The 20,286-nt window shown below is 34.4% G+C and carries 15 protein-coding genes; 2 read left to right on the forward strand and 13 right to left on the reverse strand.

Going from position 1 to position 20,286, the window contains the following annotated elements:
* Positions 1–100: 100 nt before the first annotated feature.
* From A6I66_RS16840 to xerA, 3 genes are all read right to left on the reverse strand, one after another.
* Positions 101–580 (reverse strand): glycosyl-4,4'-diaponeurosporenoate acyltransferase CrtO family protein, encoded by a 480-nt coding sequence (locus A6I66_RS16840; RefSeq protein ID WP_067148990.1) that lies wholly within the window; start codon positions 578–580, stop codon positions 101–103.
* 311 nt (positions 581–891) lie between these two features.
* Positions 892–1,887 carry a hypothetical protein gene (locus tag A6I66_RS10610; protein WP_067148994.1) on the reverse strand — a complete coding sequence of 332 codons (996 nt, stop codon included), beginning with the start codon at positions 1,885–1,887 and terminating at the stop codon, positions 892–894.
* A 150-nt stretch (positions 1,888–2,037) separates the two neighbouring features.
* Complete coding sequence (gene xerA, locus A6I66_RS10615) at positions 2,038–3,168, reverse strand: site-specific tyrosine recombinase/integron integrase (protein WP_067148997.1); 1,131 nt, start codon at positions 3,166–3,168, stop codon at positions 2,038–2,040.
* A gap of 89 nt (positions 3,169–3,257) precedes the next feature.
* Here xerA and A6I66_RS10620 point away from each other — a divergent pair, with 89 nt between their 5' ends.
* Positions 3,258–3,650 (forward strand): hypothetical protein, encoded by a 393-nt coding sequence (locus tag A6I66_RS10620; RefSeq protein WP_067149000.1) that lies wholly within the window; start codon positions 3,258–3,260, stop codon positions 3,648–3,650.
* A 125-nt stretch (positions 3,651–3,775) separates the two neighbouring features.
* Complete coding sequence (locus A6I66_RS10625; protein ID WP_067149003.1) at positions 3,776–6,280, forward strand: heavy metal translocating P-type ATPase; 2,505 nt, start codon at positions 3,776–3,778, stop codon at positions 6,278–6,280.
* 462 nt (positions 6,281–6,742) lie between these two features.
* Here A6I66_RS10625 and A6I66_RS10630 read toward each other — a convergent pair whose 3' ends face one another.
* From A6I66_RS10630 to uvrA, 10 genes are all read right to left on the reverse strand, one after another.
* Entirely contained in the window at positions 6,743–7,705 is a 963-nt protein-coding gene (locus A6I66_RS10630) for a D-2-hydroxyacid dehydrogenase (RefSeq protein ID WP_067149006.1), read from the reverse strand.
* A gap of 403 nt (positions 7,706–8,108) precedes the next feature.
* Positions 8,109–8,711 carry an outer membrane beta-barrel protein gene (locus A6I66_RS10635; RefSeq protein ID WP_067149009.1) on the reverse strand — a complete coding sequence of 201 codons (603 nt, stop codon included), beginning with the start codon at positions 8,709–8,711 and terminating at the stop codon, positions 8,109–8,111.
* 100 nt (positions 8,712–8,811) lie between these two features.
* Positions 8,812–9,486, reverse strand: a complete 675-nt coding sequence (locus A6I66_RS10640; protein ID WP_067149012.1) for a hypothetical protein — start codon at positions 9,484–9,486, stop codon at positions 8,812–8,814.
* Positions 9,487–9,822: 336 nt separating this feature from the next.
* On the reverse strand, positions 9,823–10,128 hold the full coding sequence (locus A6I66_RS10645; RefSeq protein WP_067149016.1) for a type II toxin-antitoxin system RelE/ParE family toxin: 306 nt from the start codon (positions 10,126–10,128) through the stop codon (positions 9,823–9,825).
* Positions 10,129–10,350, reverse strand: a complete 222-nt coding sequence (locus A6I66_RS10650; protein WP_067149020.1) for a hypothetical protein — start codon at positions 10,348–10,350, stop codon at positions 10,129–10,131.
* Positions 10,351–10,459: 109 nt separating this feature from the next.
* Complete coding sequence (locus tag A6I66_RS10655) at positions 10,460–10,930, reverse strand: jacalin family lectin (RefSeq protein WP_067149024.1); 471 nt, start codon at positions 10,928–10,930, stop codon at positions 10,460–10,462.
* 214 nt (positions 10,931–11,144) lie between these two features.
* Complete coding sequence (locus A6I66_RS10660) at positions 11,145–13,556, reverse strand: alpha-ketoacid dehydrogenase subunit alpha/beta (RefSeq protein ID WP_067149028.1); 2,412 nt, start codon at positions 13,554–13,556, stop codon at positions 11,145–11,147.
* 171 nt (positions 13,557–13,727) lie between these two features.
* Positions 13,728–16,556, reverse strand: coding sequence for a gluzincin family metallopeptidase (locus tag A6I66_RS10665; protein WP_245683454.1), 2,829 nt, complete (start codon positions 16,554–16,556; stop codon positions 13,728–13,730).
* 109 nt (positions 16,557–16,665) lie between these two features.
* Positions 16,666–17,355 carry an LOG family protein gene (locus A6I66_RS10670; protein ID WP_067149034.1) on the reverse strand — a complete coding sequence of 230 codons (690 nt, stop codon included), beginning with the start codon at positions 17,353–17,355 and terminating at the stop codon, positions 16,666–16,668.
* A 55-nt stretch (positions 17,356–17,410) separates the two neighbouring features.
* The gene (gene uvrA / locus A6I66_RS10675; protein WP_067149037.1) at positions 17,411–20,260 is read right to left on the reverse strand and encodes an excinuclease ABC subunit UvrA; all 2,850 of its coding nucleotides are present in this window, start codon (positions 20,258–20,260) and stop codon (positions 17,411–17,413) included.
* Positions 20,261–20,286 lie beyond the last annotated feature (26 nt).

Raw genomic sequence — 20,286 nt, forward strand, 5'->3', positions numbered from 1 at the left:
CTCGTGTATGATTAGTGGCGTGATTTAGTACGAAAGTTAACAAATAAAAACCGAATAGAATATTCCGCAGGAATATTCGTAAGCAAGCTCGAACTAGCCATTAATTATACACCTTGTTAGCCACAGTTTTTTTCTGTCGTTTTATTATTGGGTCAATTCGTCTTTTGTTTTCCTGTTGTAATAAAGTAGGATATAAATTCATAAAAATATTTATAATCATTATTATCAGACCGAATAAAAAGTCGTGAGTAATACTTTTATAAACAGCAAAGAATGTCACGAATAAAAATCCAATTAAATGACTTATTTCCGCAATTGTCATTTCCTTTCGTATTTCAGTCAATTCCGTTTTTTTATTTTTCAATTTTATTTTCTGATTAAAAAACTTAAAAAATGAATTTTTCACAATCCATTTAAAATAGTCAATTCCAATAGTTTTATTTAAAGATTTACTTTCAATAAAATTCAGATTTGATATTTTTTTGTAGTATTCAGTTTTGACAAGAATACTATTAATTATCATTCCGACTATCCAAGATATAAATGATATTGATATTCCGAATGTTAAATATTTAAGCATATTTCTCTTGAATTTCGTGTTTTTTCAAATTCTGACTAACGTAAAATTATGTTTCTGAAAATCAGTAATTTACAAATAGCCGGTTTTTTAATAATTATTAAAATTTTCTGCTCCAATTTACTCAAGTTTACGTTAGCTTACATACTGATGATTTTTTGGGGTTCTATGGGGATTGTGGCTAACGGTCTCGGCTATGAGTAGTTGCGTGAGTTAGCACTTAACTTTGCAAGTATACACCAAACTGAAAATCCGCGAGGATTTTCAGAAGTAGGCGAGGACAAGCAATTACTTATAGCCATTGTTGTAGGTAGTTATTTTTCTATAAATACTTTTAAATTTTCATATAATTCCACGGTTTCATAGTCAGTTCTAATTTCATTAATTTTTTCTTCATTATAAATTGGATAGAATGATTGTATTCGATTAAAACTAACATTTCCTTTGCCTTTTAATTGTTTGGTTCTTTTCTGAATCCATAATTGATAAACAACACCTTTGTATTCAAATATAATATTATCAGTTTTACTAATATCAATGCGATTAAGTTTATCGATTTCAGTCAATATATTTCGTAAATCTAAATGTAACTCTTTAGGGTAGAAATGGTCATAATGATAAGTTTTTTCAGGTTTGTCTTTAATGTGTTCAGAGTAATGTCTACTCATAATATGAACAAAGGAATATATTGTTAATTCAACTGTTTGACCTGAAAATGGGATTTCAAACTCAGATTTCTCATAGTCTTCAATGACAGATTTTGTCAAATGGTAAATGAATTTAGATTGCATTATTATTTTATCTTTTTGCAATCTGTATCTGTCTTGTTGCCTTCTGAATTTTCTTACTAATCTTGGGTATTTTTTATCGAGCTCTTTTAAGTCTTTTCGTGTTTCAGTTGCAACTTCCTGTAAAATTTGGTCTTTATGATTGGTTTTCTCAATTTCTCTCTGCCATTTATTTGAGAAAATTTGAAGTTTTTTAAAATCTTGGACTTGTTCTTTTTGTGTTACTTCAACAATTTTTCCCTTTTTCGCTTTATAAAAAGGTCCTTCAAGATTGTTGTGGAAATATGTCAAGTATAATTCTCTAAATATAAAGTCATCACAGAATCCGAAATTTTCGGGTCTACCGTCACTTTGTTTTAATGTCAGTTTAAGTCCTGTACACAAAAACCTTTTCTCCCGTTCCAAAAGCTTTTTTCCATCAATTGCTTTTTGCTTTAAGTCTTCAAAGATTTTTCTTGTTCTGATTTGTTCCTTTTCAGACCCATCTTTGAAGTCAAGTTCATTTGGAAGATAGTGTTTCATTAATTTTTCAGAATGGTTTTGGATAATTACCTACAACAATAGTATATCGAACATTATGTTCTATATGTTACCAAATATAGGGATATGAATGTAATGTTTTATAAACCTTTTATATCAAAATGTGAAAAAAATGATCCGAATGTTCCGACTTCAGTCATCCAAAGGGTTTTTAATAGCCTTAAATGTTGTGGTCGCTACATGTGTGTAAATTTCGGTAGTTTTCGTAGAACTATGACCAAGTAAAACCTGAATTTGTCTGATATCAACACCATCTTCTAACAAATGAGTTGCAAAACTATGTCTTAGAATATGTGGCGATACTTTTAGTCGGATACTCGCTTTCTTTGCGGCTCTAGAAACAATTTGCGCAACACTTTGAGCTGAATATTGTTGACCATACGTGCCTTCTATTAGGTAAGTTTTCGGCCGCCATTCTTTATAATATTGACGTAAATCAACCAGTAAGTTTTCAGAAAGTATCGTAAACCGATCCTTTTTTCCCTTACCTGCATTAACTCGAATAACCATTCTGGAGCTATCAATATCCTGGAGTTTCAAATTGATCAGTTCACTACGTCTCATACCCGATGAATATAAAATAGAAACGATACATTTATGTTTTATGTTATTCGTATTGGCAATAATGCGTTTTATCTCGGCTTTAGAAAGTACCGTGGGCAACTTCTTTTCCTTTCTTGGTCGCTCAATTTGATAAAACCTATTTGGCATGCCTAATACCATTTCATAGTAAAACTTAATACTATTTATGGCGATGTTAACAGAGGAATCCGATTTACCTTCCTGAACTAATTTTAATATATACAGTCGTACATCATTTTCATTAATCGCGTCGATCTCTTTACTGTAGTAATAATTAATAAACGCTTCAAAAGCCGAAATGTACATTCTGGCCGTATTGTTAGCGTATTTTTTAATTTCCAATTTGTCTAAATATGAAGTAGGGCATAAGCGGTAGTTTTGTGGTATCGCACGATTTCTAAACCAAGTAATATCTAAAGGTTCTGTGTTTTCATTTCGTGGCTTTTTGTCAAAAAAATAATTCGCATTTACCCAGGCAACACCCGTAAAAATCTTGTAAATTAAATCAAGGTTTTCTTTTGTGTTTTTAATATAAGCCATATTAAACTCTTTACTCCATTTTACTTCTGGCAGTTGTTTTACAAGTGCATGAATAACCTTATCGGTGTTAAACTGTAATCCAATAAAACGCTGGTCTTTAATTAATAAATGCTTTAACGTGATGCTTCGACCTTTATACATGTTTTTTTTGACCAATATAGATGAGGAAAAAATATTAGTAGTATATTATTTACACAATATTCGTATATTATGCTTTTAATGTGAAATTTATGAGGTTTTATAAAAATTGTTTGTATTGTGATGACGCTTTAGGCGGAAGAACTGATAAGAAATTTTGTGATGTACAATGTAAAAGTGCTTATCAATATCAACAATCAAAATTACAGCCCGAACGGTTCTATAATAAAGTAGATAATCAGCTGAAGCTTAATCGGAAAATTTTAAAAGAATTCAATAAAGGCGGAAAAGTAACGCTTCGTGCGGAGCTGCTCATGGATCAAGGTTTTAATCCCAATTTCTTTACTCACTATTGGAAAAATCATAAAGGCGAAGTGTATCTGTTTGTTTACGAATACGGATTTCTTAAAATTAAAGAGAACAATAAAACCAAATACCTCTTAATTTTATGGCAAAATTATATGGAACATAAAACACACGAATAGTTTGTAATTAACAACTTATAACCGGTCACAGAGAATTTCATATGACACCAATTTTAATGATACTTTTGGTATCAAAAAGCTATTACAAATTAATCGGTGATTATTAATTATTTAACGCAATACTAATGAAACATACATATAAAATACAAGGAATGAGCTGTAATGGGTGTCGTTCGCATGTGGAAAAAACACTATCAGAAGTTGAAGGTGTTTCTGATGTTTCGGTAAATTTAGAAAAGGCCGAAGCGACTATAAGCATGGCCAATCACATGCCCATTGAAACGTTTCAAGAGGCTTTAAAAAATGATGGCGGACAGTATGCCATTCATAATCTCAATGAAAAACCTTGTTGTAGTAGTCAGCATAAAAAAGAAATGGTAAAGCCTGGCCAAGGCACTGGTGTTTTTTACTGTCCTATGCATTGCGAAGGAGATAAAACCTACGATAAACCTGGCGATTGTCCCGTTTGCGGTATGGATCTCGTTGAAGAACAAAACCTTTCGGTAGGGCATACTAATCAATGGACTTGCCCCATGCACCCTGAAGTCATCAAAGATGAAGCTGGCGATTGCCCAATTTGTGGGATGGATTTGGTGCCTTTGGAAGCAGATTTGTCTTCCGAAGAGAAAACCTATAAAAAACTACTTGGTAAATTTAAAATAGCTGTGGCGTTTACATTACCCATTTTTTTAATTGCCATGAGCGAAATGCTTCCAAATAATCCATTGTACACGTTTCTTGATCAAAAATATTGGAATGGGGTACAGTTCTTTCTGTCTATTCCCGTGGTTTTTTATGCAACGTGGATGTTTTTTCAGAGGGCTTATAAAAGTATCCTAACATGGAATCTAAACATGTTCACCCTAATTGGCATTGGCGCCGGAATATCCTGGTTGTTTAGTGTATTCGGATTGATTTTTCCTAATGTTTTTCCCGATCAATTTAAAACCGAATTAGGTACTGTACATGTGTATTTTGAAGCGGCCACAGTTATTTTAACCTTGGTTCTTCTCGGTCAGCTTTTAGAAGCTCGAGCTCATAGTAAAACCAATGCAGCCGTTAAAGAGTTACTTAAACTAGCGCCCAATAAAGCCATTAAAGTGGTTGATGGTGAAGATGTTGAAGTGCGTATAGATAACATCGCTACGCAAGATATTTTAAAAGTAAAACCTGGAGATAAAGTGCCTGTGGATGGCGTCATTACCCAAGGTGAATCTCGTATTGATGAATCTATGATTACGGGTGAGCCCATGCCTGTAACTAAAGTTTTGGGCGATAAAGTAAGTAGCGGTACCATAAATGGTAATCAAATGTTTCTAATGAAAGCCGAAAAAGTGGGCAGCGATACCTTGTTATCGCAAATTATTCAAATGGTTAACGATGCCAGCCGTAGTCGTGCGCCCATTCAAAAATTGGCTGATAAAGTCTCTGGGTATTTCGTTCCCGTGGTCGTGGCTATTGCCTTAATAACCTTTGTGGTTTGGGCTGTTTTCGGACCAGAACCTGCTTATGTTTATGCCTTAGTTAATGCCATTGCGGTGTTAATTATCGCTTGTCCGTGCGCACTTGGTTTGGCTACGCCTATGTCGGTAATGGTGGGCGTGGGTAAAGGTGCTCAAAACGGAGTGCTGATTAAAAATGCAGAGGCACTCGAAAAAATGGATAAAGTCAACACCCTAATTATAGATAAAACAGGAACCATTACAGAAGGAAAACCCAGCGTTGAAAAAATTGAGGTTTTCAATAACGATTTCTCGGAAGTAACCCTGCTTCAATTCATGGTAGCGTTAAATACCAATAGCGAACACCCATTGGCTGAGGCGACCGTTGCCTATGGCAAGACAAAAAACGTTCAGGTTTTGAAATCTGAAAATTTTAATGCAGTGACAGGAAAAGGTGTTGAAGCAACTGTTGAAGACAAAAAGATAAGTCTTGGAAATCCTAAAATGATGGAACATGACCATGCTGAAATCACTTCTAAAATGTCTGAAAAAGCTAAAACCTATCAGCAACAAGGCAAGACCGTGTCGTTTTTAGCGGTGGATAAAAAGGTTGTTGGTATTGTGGTGATTGCCGATAAAATAAAGGAAACAAGTGCTCAAGCTATCAAAGAACTGCAAGATAAAGGTATTGAAGTGGTTATGCTTACTGGTGATAATTATGATACGGCTCAGGCTGTAGCGCAAACACTAAAACTTGACGATTTTAAAGCGGGGATGCTTCCTGAAGATAAACTCAATGTTGTTAAACAATTCCAAGAACAGGATAGAGTGGTTGCCATGGCTGGAGATGGTATTAATGATGCTCCTGCACTCGCTAAAAGTGATGTGGGATTAGCTATGGGAACAGGAACCGATGTAGCTATAGAAAGTGCCATGATAACCTTAGTTAAAGGTGACTTACACGGTATTGTAAAAGCTCGAAACCTTAGTGATAAAGTGATGCAAAACATCAAGCAAAATTTGTTTTTTGCATTAATTTATAACACCGTAGGCGTGCCAATCGCTGCAGGGGTATTATTTCCGTTTTTCGGTATTCTCCTCTCCCCAATGATTGCGGCTCTAGCGATGAGTTTTAGTTCGGTTTCAGTAATAGCGAATGCCTTACGTTTAAGAAATGCTAAAATTTAGAGCTTTAAAAAATATCTTTTTCTTTTAATGTTTAATTGTGGAATAGTTAAAGCGTGTAATCAAGCAACAACTCACAATAGAAGTAGTATCCCTTAAAAAGGGGATTATAGGGGTGTTTTTTAAGGTTGAACCGTCGAATAGTTAAATCGTAGAACCGAATGGAGGTTCGTGAACTTGCTTGTCATACCGACAATAGAAGGTATCTCACGATTAAAATGTGCTTTGAAGAGAAGCCTCACTAGGTTCGATGTGACAACCATGTGTAATCAAAGACATAACTACAAATTGAATCGATGAGCTAGTATCCCCTAGAGGGGATCATAGGGGTGTTATTAAACCGTCGAAATATTTCACCGTATAATCCAATCAGCCAATCATTAAGTCAAATATCAATAATTATCAGAATCTGAAATAAATTCAGATTGACGTGAAATCAATTTTTAAGACCGCTTCATTGGGGCGCTACCCAACCACATTCACAGGATTCTCCGCTATAAAGGCCTCTAAATTTTCAATAGCAGTTTTCATCAAACGGGTACGAGCTTCTATTGGAGCCCATGCAATATGTGGTGTAATGATGCAATTTTTAGCCGATAATAACGGATTAATTGCCTCAATAGGTTCAACCGAAGCTACATCAATAGCAGCTGAGCTAACTTTATCGTTGTTAAGTGCTGTTTTTAAATCTCCTTCATGGATTAAGGGACCACGAGAAGTATTAATAATCATAACACCATCTTTCATTTTGTCGATGTTTGCTTTGCTGATAATATGCTTCGTTTCTGGAAACAGCGGACAATGAAGACTGATGATATCAGAGTTGTTTAATAATTCGTCTAGAGATACAAATTTACAGGTTTCCGATTCTAATTCCGGATATTTTGTTCGACTGTAAGTCAGAATATTTAATCCGAATGCTTGCGCTATTTTAGCAGTAGCCTGACCAATATTTCCGAAGCCGATAATGCCTAAAGTTTTACCATCCAATTCGATGAGCGGATGGTTCCAAAATGAAAAATCAGGACTAGAACTCCATGTGCCATTTTGAACCGCCTGGTTGTGTTTACCCACATGATGACACATTTCGAGCAATAAAGCCATCGTAAATTGCGCCACGGATTTAGTACTATATTCAGGAACATTGGTCACAATAATATCACGACTTTTAGCAGCTTCAACATCAACAACATTATATCCAGTGGCTAAAACACCAATATATTTTAAATTTGGAGCCTTTTGTATAACTTCTTTTGTAAGTGGTGTTTTATTAGTAAATACAATTTCAGCATTGCCAATATTCTTTAAAATAACTTCCGATTCAAATTTAGTACGATCATAAACGGTTAAATCTCCAATTTTCTCCAAACCTTCCCAGCTCAAGTCTCCCGGATTTAGGGTATATCCATCTAAAACTACAATTTTCATATTTTTTCATTTTATAGCAATATACAAAGCAAATTATATTATTTCAATTGTTGTACTAAGTAATTGCTCGTGTAGAAGGGGAGAATAAAAGTGTTTATTTGCGTTTATTTGTAGAAATATTGAACTGTGTTAATATCCCCTTGAGGGGATTATAGGGGTGTTATTTAACTGTAACTGTTTACCCGTGAAATCGGGCATCAACTCACAATTGAAGCGCTAATATCCCCTAGAGGACTATCGAGATGAAAACACCGTTTTTGTCGAAGTTACCCAGCGTAGCTGATAGGGGTGTCATTTTTGAAGATCCTTGAAGAAAATCACCCCAAATATAAGCTCAAAAAAAGAGTTAAATTGTAACACGATTCATGTTACAATTTAACTCTACTATAAAAACGAAGTATGCTTATGCTCCTAGCTTAAATACAATTCCAGCACTAATTCCAGCTAAAGCAATGGTGCTTTGTGTGCTAACACCGCTACCTCCAGTGCCGATATAAAATCCTTCGTATTGAATTGGTAAAAATAGATTTCCTTGAACGTTTAAGCCAATTCTATCGGTTAGCATAAAGTTAGCGCCTCCTTTAAAAAAGAATGTAAAACGTGTTGAATTTTCATAATCTTCAGGAGATACAAAAACAACTCCTAAACCACCTCCTAAAAATGGTTTTATATTCTGACTTCTTCCTAAGTAATGATTAGCTCCTACAAGTAACCAGTCCATGTTAAGGCTTGATGTCTTGTTGAGTATTGGTGTATTGTAATACTCGTCTCTTAGCTCTGTCCCATGGTGGTAGTAGCTAATTTCTCCCATCAAATTAGGTCTTACTTCCATACCTAAAGTAACTCCAAATTGATCGCTATTTTCTACTTTTAAATAACCGTCAGGAAAATTTAATCTAGCTCCAAATTGAGCTCCATAAGATGGCGTAATTTCAAAGTTCTGAGCAAATACAGCACTTAAGGGAATAAGAACTAGTACAGCGCATAAAAGGGTAATTTTTTTCATAATGTTCAATGTTTAAGGGTAAATTAATTTTAATAATTCAAATACTAATATATAAAAAGTAATAATAACGGGGTGTTAAATTGAATTTAGGAAAAAACAATTATTTCTTTTTAACACCGTTAATTATCGTTTTGGCATAATTTTTTGCCAAATTATGTCCCGTTTCTAAATTGTCTATTTTAGACGTAACCGAGGCTACTAGCTGATCTTTTTGTGGTAAATCTAAATTATAAACAACTGTTTCCAATACGTAGATTTTGGCTGTTTGAGTGTCCACTTCAAGAGGTTCGTAAACCCCTTCAAAACTCGGACTAGGTAGCGGATAACTATAAAAACCATAAAAGCCCATGTCAAATAAATTAGAATAATCACTTAAAATTGTTCCAGCTTCGTAACCTCCAGAAGTGGTTGTTTTAGAAATCTCTTCAACACCAATAACGCGACTATACACAACACCGTTAAACCCATCTTTTTCTAGTTTCTCCTTAAATTTAGAAACAGCTTCTTTTGAAACAGAATCATTAGGATTTAAATCGGGATACTGCTTGTAACTAGAGGTAGCTTTTATATCTTCAGCTTTTAATTGCTTTGTGATTTGATCTTCATAAGCCGCCCTAAGTTTTGGCTTTTTTACTTTAACAATCACTAAAACATTTTTTGATTTTATAGATGCAACATTGCCCGAAGTCCAGTGGTTTACTTCTTGTACACTAGAGCATCCAGAAAGAATAAAGATAGTAGCGAGAATTAATAATTTGTAAATTGAAAGCTTCATATTTATATTTTGTAGTTAATGAAATGATGTTTTAGTTCGTGAGGGTAATAATTCCTTAAACTTAGCACAAATATAAACTTTGCATTGTATTTATATGATGGCCTTAGTTATTTAATTGTGATGTTTTTTAAAAGAAAGGTATTTTACGTGATTTTAGTTTGAAACTAGTCTATTCTTAGGACAAGAGGAGGTGATCAGTTTTCTTTAGAAACTTTAGAATAGGGAGTAAAGCAGAAATAAGTCAAATAAAAAACTTAGTAAACAAAGAAAACCTACTATTTTTAAACTTATTAGTTACCCCTTATATCATGAGTTAATATTGACCTTTAGTAGATTTTATTTAATATCTTTTTTTAAGTTTTTGGGATTTTGTCTTGTATCAAAAATTGTGATGATTTCAATTTCATTTTTATCAAAGTTTATTCTATAATAAAGCGTTGTTTGTTTTGTTACTACACATTTATATAGGTTATGAAATTCAGATGATTTTGGACAACTTTCAGGATGAGTTGAAATTTTTTCAATTTTATCAGTTAATTTAGAAATAAATTTATCTCTAGTATTTAGACTCCAATTTCCTAATAGGTATTCTGAAAGCTTTAGAAGTTTTTTTTCAGCAACTTCTGATAAGTATACCTTCATTTAGGATGAAATTTTCTTTAAAAAAGATTCATAGGAAACTCTTTTTCCATTGTCAAGATCTTGAATTCCTTTTTTTATTTCTTCTTGTTCAGTCAAACTTAACTCATTCCAAAAGTCTTTCTTCTCCTTGTTTACGAAATCGGCTATACGTTGGATGAACTCAGTATTATCATTTTCCAAGATAATCTTCATTAACTCTAGTTTTGTAGTTTGAATGTCCATTGTGAAGTCTTTTAAACAAATTTACGAAAAAAAATCTTCCAAAATTTTTGTAAGATAAAGGTGTAGATCAATTTTACTGTAAGATAATTAAGGTAAAATGTTTTTACCATTACAATTCCTCAATCATCAAATTAAAATCATACTGTAAATCCTCGTGAAGGGTACTTATAATTTTCTTTGCAAGTGCCAATTGTCGGTTATATAGATTCTGAAGTTGTACGCTCTTAGAAATGGATGGTCTAAAGGCTTTAAGTTGTTTACAAAAATAGAGTAGTAGTTCAACTTCTGTTTCTTTTTTCGGGGAGTATCGAATAAACTTTTTAACGTTGCGGAGAATTTTTCGTGTGCTTTTTCTAATATAAAAAAAACTTGTACGATTTATAGTTTTAAACTCGTCATCCATGTAACCCTTAACACTTTCAATATAGTCATCTTCATGATGGGATTCGAAAAGTAAATAGGTGAGGAGTTCCTTGTTTTCTTTTTTAAAACGTGACAAGCGTAAACAAAGAGCTTGTAGTTCTTCAGACGATAAGGTATCTAACTCTTTTTTTATTTCTCTTACGGAAACAGCTTTCATGTTATTTTAGGCGGAATTGTTTAATGGTTTAATCACCTCACTATTTGATCAGTTAGTGGTTTTTGGTTAACTGAAAACAAGTTGTTGGATGAAATAATCGTGGCCTCTTCGACTTTTGTAGAGTAGCATTTTTCCGAAATTTAAATACAAAATAAGTGATTAATCCTGAATTTTAACCAATCTAAAAATATTTAATTCACTGAAAGTAGCCTACCTACCTAATTTTAGGGAATTTCGTAGGGTTACTTTCGTGCATAACCTGGTAAATACCTTCAAAAATATCTTCGGCTGAAGGTTTAGAAAAGTAGTCGCCATCATTACCATAGGCAGGTCGGTGCGCATTGGCAGTTATGGTTTTAGGCGCACTGTCTAAATATTGAAAGGCTTTTTGCTCGTTTAAAATATGGTCTAGAATATATGCCGAAGCACCGCCAGGTACATCCTCGTCAATAATGACTACACGATTTGTTTTGGCTATACTTTTTACAATATCATGATTCAAATCGAAAGGCATCAACGATTGTACATCAATAACTTCAGCATCAATGCCTGCTGCTAATAATTCTTTGCTCACCTGTTCTACAATACGAAGCGTAGATCCGTAAGAAACTAAGGTGATATCTTGACCTTCTTTTAGTGTTTCCACAACACCAATTGGCGTTTTCATAACTCCTAAATTATTCGGCATTTTTTCTTTTAAACGGTAACCGTTTAAACATTCCACCACAATGGCAGGATCGTCACCTAATAATAAGGTGTTATAAAACCCTGCAGCCTTGGTCATATTTCTAGGTACAAGTAAGTTTACCCCTTTTACAAGGTTTAAAATACCTCCCATTTGTGAACCTGAGTGCCAGATACCTTCTAAACGATGGCCACGGGTTCTTATAATTAAAGGCGATTTTTGTTTTCCTTTTGTTCTGTAATGTGTTGTTGCTAAATCATCGCTTATAATTTGTAAAGCATACATGATATAGTCTAAATATTGAATTTCAGCAATAGGTCGTAAGCCTCTTAACGACATACCAATACCTTGTCCTAATATAGTAGCTTCACGTATACCAGCATCGGCAACACGAAGTTCGCCATACTTGGCTTGTAAGCCTTCAAGTCCTTGATTTACATCGCCAATATTACCTGTGTCTTCGCCGAAAATTAAAGATTCGGGGTAGTTTTTAAAAATGGCATCAAAATTATCACGTAAAATAATGCGTGCGTCCACCATTTCAGCATGGTCATCATAGCTTGGTTTAACTTCTTTAATACGTGTATTTCCACCTTGAGTTTGTGAGTATAAATGTGAGCTAAATGCAGGTTGAACATTTTCAAAAATAGTATCGATCCAAACTTGAAGCTTGCGTTTTTCTTCGAAATTTTCAAATACTAAATATCTTAATACTTTTCTAGCATTAGAAAGCAAGTCTTTGCGTGTTGGCTCATCTATGTTTGTAAGCGACTCAATTATTTTAGCGATAAAAACACCGTTAGCACTTATTTTTGCTATAGGTTTTAAGAGCGCAATTAATTCTTGCTGTTCTCTGCTAATTGGTCTTAAAAAAGTGTTCCATGCATTTTTCTTAGCCTCTCTAACATCACGTTTGGCAGCGCGGTCAATTTCAATAAGGGCTTCATTAGTTGCAATGCCACTTTCTATAATCCAATTACGGAATTTAAGATTACAGTCATTGTCGGATTCCCATTCTAATCGTGAGGCATCCTTATAACGTTCATGTGACCCCGAAGTAGAGTGACCTTGAGGCTGAGTTAATTCTGTAACATGTATTAAAACAGGCACGTGTTCTTCTCTAGCTATTTTACCAGCTTCTTGATAGGTTTCAACTAAATTTGCATAATCCCAACCTTTTACGCGTAAAATTTCGTAGCCTTTATTTTCGCTATCACGCTGAAAACCTTTAAGGATTTCAGAGATGTTTTCTTTAGTAGTTTGGTGTTTGGCGTGTACTGAAATACCGTATTCATCATCCCAAACGCTTATCACCATAGGCACTTGTAGTACGCCTGCAGCATTTATAGTTTCAAAAAATAAACCTTCACTAGTACTGGCGTTACCAATAGTTCCCCAAGCAACTTCATTACCATCAATTGAGAAATTACTAGCATTAATACCTTTTACATTTCTAAAAATTTTTGAAGCTTGAGCTAGTCCTAATAATCGTGGCATTTGCCCAGCTGTAGGTGAAATATCGGCACTAGAATTGTATTGTTCGGTAAGGTTTTTCCAGCTTCCGTTTTCATTTAAACTATGGGTTACAAAGTGGCCTCCCATTTGGCGACCAGCAGACATAGGTTCTAATTCTAGATTTGTGTTGGCATAAAGTCCTGAAAAGAATTGTTCTGGAGTAAGTTCTCCAATGGCCATCATAAAGGTTTGGTCTCTGTAATATCCAGAGCGCCAATCACCTTTCTTAAAAGCTTTAGCCATAGCTAATTGTGGTACTTCTTTACCGTCGCCAAAAATACCAAATTTAGCCTTTCCAGTTAGTACTTCACGTCTACCCAAAAGACTACATTCTCGACTTATTATGGCTATTCTATAATCATTTAATACTTCTGTTTTAAAATCTTCAAATGATAGGTTGTTGCTCAAATCTGATAAGGTTTGCATAGAAGCCGTGCTTTTAAGTTGTTGCAAAAGTAGTTAATATTTAGCTTTTTTGCAATTATAAAAGATCTTAAGTTGTTGAGGATAATTAAACAGAGAAGCCTATATGGAGTGTTTTGTTAGAATAAATTAATCAAAATCACTGTTTTATTGATTATTTTTAAATCTTAATACTTAAAACCAGCGTCTTCTGAATAATCCTAGAAGGGATTGTGGATCCACAGTAAAAATGAATCTAATATGCTGACTGTAATTTGGTTGAGTTATTTCCCAACCTAAATTTGAATAAATAGGGAAGTAGAGTTCAAAATAGTCTGTTACCAAATTTACACGTATTCCTGTGCCATAAACAAACTTAGGGTCTTCATATCTGTTTTTCACGAAACCTACATCACCATAAAGTAAGATATAACGCCATAGGGTAGTACTTGCGTTTAAAGTGGTGATCCATTGATTGGCAAAAGCAGGATCTAATTTGGATTTGAATCCGCCTTCTGCAGGAATGTATTGCTGACTGAAAATCCCTGTAGTTTCAGAGCGTCCTAAATAGTTGTAGTCGAATAAATAATCGGTTGGACGGTCTAAGGCAAAACTGAAATAATCTGAATTAGGATCGTTATTATTCTTTAAAAAAGTACCCGCAAAAGCCCTTAAATTGATTTGGTGGTTATTTTCAAATAAATGCCTGTATTCATAATTTAATGACAGTTTGCTAAACTCATTACTAAATTGTAAATCGACATACCACTTATAAAAATTGATAAGATTGTCGTTTGAATAAATAAATCGCGTATTAAAGAGTGAGTAATTGGGTTCGTCACTTGTTATAATGTGTTGTTCATCTTCATCTCTATGGATGTCTACAAATCGGAAGTATAAAGCACCGCGCTTGTTCGATCGAAAATCGTTATTATCACGATACAATAAAGACACTGAAGGGGTAACGCGTCGCACAAATAAATCTTCAGCATAAGACATATATGAACCTGTAAATCCGTAATTGAGGTAATATAAATTACGGTTTTGGATATTATGGGTTTTTGAAACCGTTACCGAACCCGTTACCGAGTTAGAACCAAACGAATACTGTGGCGCAACTTTATAATAAAACATACGACGCAAAACGGTTTTGTTATACGCCTTTAATCCTAGGTTAATACCGTCGTAAATGTTATTGAATTCTAAAATGGGCATTAAAAAAACCTGACTGTAGTTCGGATCTTCAATATCTTTAAACAAACGTATTTGTAATGGTTTGTTATTTGAAAGGGGGCCTTTTAAAGATTTCCAGTTGTCCCTTAAATTGAACTCTGGTATCGTATTATCATAATTTAATACGAGTTTATCACCATCATTTCTAGGTATGGTGAGGGTTTTGTATTCTTTAATATCTTCTACCCATTGTTTAGCGACTACACTATCGTTTTTAAGGGTATATAAAGAAACAGGCATGTTATTCTTGCCTTTGTTTTTAATGGTTAATGTGATAGAGTCTTCGGTTTTACTGACTTTTTTAATCTTGTAGTCCATCACTTTTCTAGTCGCCAAGTAATCTGTAAAAAACCAATCGATATTCTTATCAGTGTGTGATTTTAAATGCTCTTCAAAAGCAGAAACAGACGTGTTTTTAAGCTTTGATGTTTTTACATAATTTTCTATGCTTTCTTCAACCATTTCTTTATCGGTGAAATCGTCTAGATATTTAAATCCGATACCAGCCTTATATTTATTAGCGATGTTAGCATTAAACTTTAAAAGCGAATCTTTTGCTGTAGTTAAGGCTTGATCGCGATTGGTTCGGGCCATAATCATAAATGCAAGAATGTACTTGTCGTTGTACATCATATCTGAAGCATGAAAGGGTCTGGCAGCCCAAAAATCGGCAATAGAACCCAAAAACTTCATATCTGGATAAAATTGATCTACATATTGCATCATGTAGTAAACTTGAATCCCATCAATGAGCCATTGTTCGGTTCTCGGATTAAGAAGTAAAGTGTTTTCTAAATAATTATATAACGCAACCTTTAAAATTTTAAGCTCATATTCGAAACTTATAGGGTGTGTTTTTATAAATTTTGGTAGAAAATTTAAACCATAAATAGGGTCTTTGTCGTAATCGATTTGCGAGAGTAAAAGTTTTTTATGAGGATATGCTCCAAAATTATCTGTTATGAATTTGACTATTTTTTCCTTGATAACTACCTGATCTAAAAGCTCTACACCTTTGCCTGAAATATCAGAAACTAACGATAAATTATCGGTTTCAACAGTATCAAAATGTGAAAACTTTTGAAGGAAAAGTTTGTTGGAATTTCTGTTTTCCCCTTCAAGTGTAATAGTTTGATTTTTAGAGCTTTCAGTTAGGTTAACTAAATCTAAATCTGAAGTGAGTTGATAGCTTGTAGGATAGGTGATTTCTAAAGAAATATCAGCCTTTGGAATAAATAAATCATCTAAATTCTTGTTACTGAAATAATGCCAAGTACCATCGTAAACCGCAGGGGTTATATACCAATATCTTAAACTTATTTCACCTGTATCAGTAATACCATATCGCGTAAATTGCGCATGAGGAATTCTTACATTGTATTCTAAATCTAGGGTGTAGCTTCCGTGTGGTTCTATGGGTTCCTTTAGATAGACTTTTAGGATATCTTGTTGATTATTCAATACATCATAATCTAAACGCTTTCCATTTTGCTTAATGTGTTCAATGGTTGTAAAGCCGCGATCCTCGTCTTTAACCAACTGAAATTCGTCTTTGTACTCTTCAGCCAATCTCTTAGCCAATGGTGTATGTTTAGAAGAATAACTGTTATTCCAATCGTTAAGGTAAATGCTTTCTAATGTGTAATCAGAATCATTATAATATTGTATGGTTTGAGATATTTTTATAGCTCTGTTTTCCACATCAAATACAGCCTTAACCTCAATTTTATTCTGACTAAAACTAAGAAGGCATGATAAGATGAAAATACAATTAAAAAGAGCTTTTCTCAACAATAATAGCATTTGGGTTAATGTATATTAGGTAACTTTTGGGTACGACTACAATGTATCACTTTAAATTCAATAACGATGGAATCTTCATTATAATACGAGTTTGGCATTAAAAATTCGGACTTAAATCTGAGCTTTTATAGAATTCGTCAAGGATATCAATAACTTCATCTTCGGTGTCTACCATGTGAATGAGGTCTAGGTCTTGCGGACTAATATTCGCATAGCCATCTAAAAGCGTAGTTTTAATCCATTCAAATAAGCCTGCCCAGAAATCTCTTCCGACTAAAATGATAGGGAATTTTCCAATTTTATGAGTTTGGATAAGCGTAATGGCTTCAAAAAGCTCGTCTAAAGTTCCAAAACCCCCTGGCATAACTACAAAACCTTGAGAGTATTTTACAAACATCACTTTACGCACGAAAAAGTAATCGAAATCTAGGTTTTTATCCGAATCAATATAAGGATTGTCGTGTTGTTCAAAAGGCAATTCAATATTCAATCCTACAGAAGTTCCTCCAGCTAAATGTGCGCCTTTATTTCCTGCTTCCATGATTCCTGGTCCGCCACCAGTAATCACACCATAACCACCCTCAACAATTTTTTTAGCAACGCTTTCTGCCAATTTATAGTATTTATGATCTGGTTTTGTTCTTGCAGAACCAAAAATGGACACACACGGACCTATTTTGCTCATTTTTTCAAAACCACTTACAAATTCTCCCATAATTTTAAAAATGGCCCAAGAATCGTTTGTTTTAATTTCGTTCCATCCTTTTGGATGCTTTTCTGCTCTCATAATTTAATATTTTTTTATGCTTTATGCTTTATGCGATATGCTGTAGGCTTTATACTTATAGCTTAGAGTTTACAGCTTTTAACTCTTTTTTTAAAAATTTAGCCGTATGGCTTTTCTTGTGTTTGGCAACTTCTTCAGGCGTGCCTTCAACAATGACTTTTCCGCCGCCTTTTCCGCCTTCGTAACCAATATCTATAATGTGGTCTACGGTTTTAATAACATCTAAATTGTGTTCAATAATGAGTACCGTATTGCCTTTGTCGGCAAGCTTGTTAAGTACTATCATAAGTACACGAATGTCTTCAAAATGTAATCCTGTGGTTGGCTCGTCTAAAATGTAAAAGGTATTGCCTGTATCTTTTTTAGACAATTCGGTTGCTAGTTTTATACGTTGCGCTTCACCACCAGAAAGGGTTGTACTTTGTTGTCCTAGCGTGATGTAACCTAAACCAACATCTTTAATCGTTTTTAATTTTCGGTGTATTTTAGGAATGTGCTCAAAGAAATCGACCGCCTCATTCATGGTCATCTCCAATACATCACTTATACTTTTTCCTTTATATCGAATTTCTAAAGTTTCGCGGTTAAAACGCTTGCCTTGGCAGGTTTCACATTCCACATACACATCAGGCAGGAAATTCATTTCAATAACACGTAAACCACCGCCTTGACAAGTTTCACAGCGTCCGCCTTTAACGTTAAAACTAAATCGTCCAGCTTTGTAACCCCTAACCATAGCTTCTGGAACTTTAGCAAATAAAGCCCGAATTTCGCTAAAAGTACCTGTATAAGTAGCAGGATTACTTCGTGGCGTTCTACCTATGGGCGACTGATTAATATCAATAACTTTATCGATGTGCTCTAAGCCTTTAATGCTTTTATAAGGCATGGGTTTTTTAACCCCATTAAAATAATGTGCATTTAAAATAGGGTAGAGGGTCTCGTTGATTAAAGTAGATTTTCCACTACCAGATACCCCTGTAACACCTATCATTTTTCCTAAAGGAAATTTTACGGATACATTTTTTAAATTATTACCCGTACACCCTTTTAACTCTAAAAAGTGTCCATTCCCTTCACGGCGTTTTTCAGGAATTTCAATTTCTTTTTTGCCGTTTAAATAATCGGCAGTTAAAGTATTGTGGGTTTTTAGTTCATCAGGATTACCTATACTGATGATTTCTCCACCATATTTTCCGGCTTTAGGGCCAATATCAATAACGTAATCGGCACGTTCAATCATGTCCTTATCGTGCTCCACAACAATAACAGAATTTCCAATATCACGTAAGGAGACTAAAGAATTTATGAGTTTTTCATTATCACGCTGATGCAATCCTATACTAGGTTCATCCAAAATATAAAGCACACCCACCAATTGCGAACCAATTTGTGTGGCTAATCGGATACGTTGTGCTTCACCACCAGAAAGTGATTTTGAACTTCGGTTTAAGCTTAAATAATCTAAACCAACGTCTAATAAAAACTGTAATCTTGATTTAATTTCTTTGAGAATTTCTTCTGCAATTTTTAGTTGTTTCTCCGAGAGTTTCTCGTTTAGCTCGTCAAACCATTGGGCTAATTCTACAATATCGGTTTGGGCTAATTCGGCAATGTTTTTACCGTTAAGTTTGAAGTAAAGGGACTCTTTTCTTAATCGTGAACCTTCGCAAACAGGACAGTCAACCTTATCCATAAAATCTTTTGCCCAGCGTTTTATAGAGGTCGATTCGGCATTATTATATTGATTTTCAATAAAATTAGCAATGCCTTCAAAATCAATTTTATAATCTCTCGTAACACCTAAAGTCTTACTTTCTATAGAAAATTTTTCATTGCCTCCATACAAAATCATTTGTTTTGCTTCTGCAGGAATGTCTTTATAAGGATCTGTTAAACTGAAATTAAAGCGTTGAGCAATCGTTTCTAGCTGTTTAAAAATCCAACTGTTTTTTTTAGGTCCCTGTGGTGCTAATGCGCCGTTATTTATGGAAATAGAATCGTCGGGAATTATTTTGGCTTCGTTTACCTGATAAAGGTTTCCGATACCATTACAATTTGGACATGCTCCTTTTGGGGAGTTGAAAGAGAAATTGTTAGGTTCTGGATTCGGATAGGATATTCCTGAACTCGGACACATTAAATTACGACTAAAATAACGCGTTTCCTGAGTGTCTTGATCTATAATTAATAACACATCGTCGCCGTGATACATGGCTGTATTTATGGTTTCAGAAAGTCGCTTGTCGTTATCGGCCGAATCGTTAATAACCAATCGATCTATAACTATTTCGATGTCATGATTTTTGTAACGATCTAATTTCATGCCTTTGGTGATGTCTTTAATCTCACCATCGGTGCGCACTTTTACAAAGCCTTGTTTTCCTATTTGCTCAAATAATTCGCGATAATGTCCTTTTCTGGAACGTACCACCGGCGCTAAAATATTGATGCGCTTTCCTTTAAAATCACTGTAGATGAGTTCTTTTATTTGGTCGTCGCTATAGCTTACCATTTTTTCGCCAGTGTTGAAACTGTATGCATCAGAAGCACGAGCAAATAGTAAACGCATGAAATCGTAAATCTCAGTAATGGTACCAACGGTAGATCGTGGCGATTTACTGGTTGTTTTTTGCTCTATGGCAATAACGGGAGATAAGCCATCAATTTTATCAACATCCGGACGTTCCAAGCCCCCTAAAAACTGTCTGGCGTAAGCCGAGAACGTTTCTATATATCGGCGCTGACCTTCAGCATATATGGTGTCAAAAGCTAAAGAAGATTTCCCGCTCCCCGATAAACCTGTAATAACGACAAGCTTTTCTCTAGGAATGGAGACATCAATGTTTTTTAGATTGTGAACTCTAGCTCCTTTAACCTCAATAAAATCGTTGAATTGGCTCATAAATTTGCAAAAGCGCAAAGTTACAA

The organism is Pseudotamlana agarivorans, from assembly GCF_001642835.1.
Classification (GTDB): Bacteria; Bacteroidota; Bacteroidia; order Flavobacteriales; family Flavobacteriaceae; genus Pseudotamlana; species Pseudotamlana agarivorans.

Excerpts from the sequence above, each read along its gene's own strand:
- A6I66_RS10625 (WP_067149003.1), top strand. The coding sequence starts at position 3,776 with ATGAAACATACATATAAAATACAAGGAATGAGCTGTAATGGGTGTCGT.
- A6I66_RS10645 (WP_067149016.1), bottom strand. The coding sequence starts at position 10,128 with ATGAAGGTATACTTATCAGAAGTTGCTGAAAAAAAACTTCTAAAGCTT.
- A6I66_RS10640 (WP_067149012.1), bottom strand. The coding sequence starts at position 9,486 with ATGAAGCTTTCAATTTACAAATTATTAATTCTCGCTACTATCTTTATT.
- A6I66_RS10635 (WP_067149009.1), bottom strand. The coding sequence starts at position 8,711 with ATGAAAAAAATTACCCTTTTATGCGCTGTACTAGTTCTTATTCCCTTA.
- A6I66_RS10610 (WP_067148994.1), bottom strand. The coding sequence starts at position 1,887 with ATGAAACACTATCTTCCAAATGAACTTGACTTCAAAGATGGGTCTGAA.
- A6I66_RS10630 (WP_067149006.1), bottom strand. The coding sequence starts at position 7,705 with ATGAAAATTGTAGTTTTAGATGGATATACCCTAAATCCGGGAGACTTG.
- A6I66_RS10660 (WP_067149028.1), bottom strand. The coding sequence starts at position 13,556 with ATGCAAACCTTATCAGATTTGAGCAACAACCTATCATTTGAAGATTTT.
- uvrA (WP_067149037.1), bottom strand. The coding sequence starts at position 20,260 with ATGAGCCAATTCAACGATTTTATTGAGGTTAAAGGAGCTAGAGTTCAC.
- A6I66_RS10650 (WP_067149020.1), bottom strand. The coding sequence starts at position 10,350 with ATGGACATTCAAACTACAAAACTAGAGTTAATGAAGATTATCTTGGAA.
- A6I66_RS10670 (WP_067149034.1), bottom strand. The coding sequence starts at position 17,355 with ATGAGAGCAGAAAAGCATCCAAAAGGATGGAACGAAATTAAAACAAAC.
- A6I66_RS16840 (WP_067148990.1), bottom strand. The coding sequence starts at position 580 with ATGCTTAAATATTTAACATTCGGAATATCAATATCATTTATATCTTGG.
- A6I66_RS10620 (WP_067149000.1), top strand. The coding sequence starts at position 3,258 with ATGAGGTTTTATAAAAATTGTTTGTATTGTGATGACGCTTTAGGCGGA.
- xerA (WP_067148997.1), bottom strand. The coding sequence starts at position 3,168 with ATGTATAAAGGTCGAAGCATCACGTTAAAGCATTTATTAATTAAAGAC.
- A6I66_RS10655 (WP_067149024.1), bottom strand. The coding sequence starts at position 10,930 with ATGAAAGCTGTTTCCGTAAGAGAAATAAAAAAAGAGTTAGATACCTTA.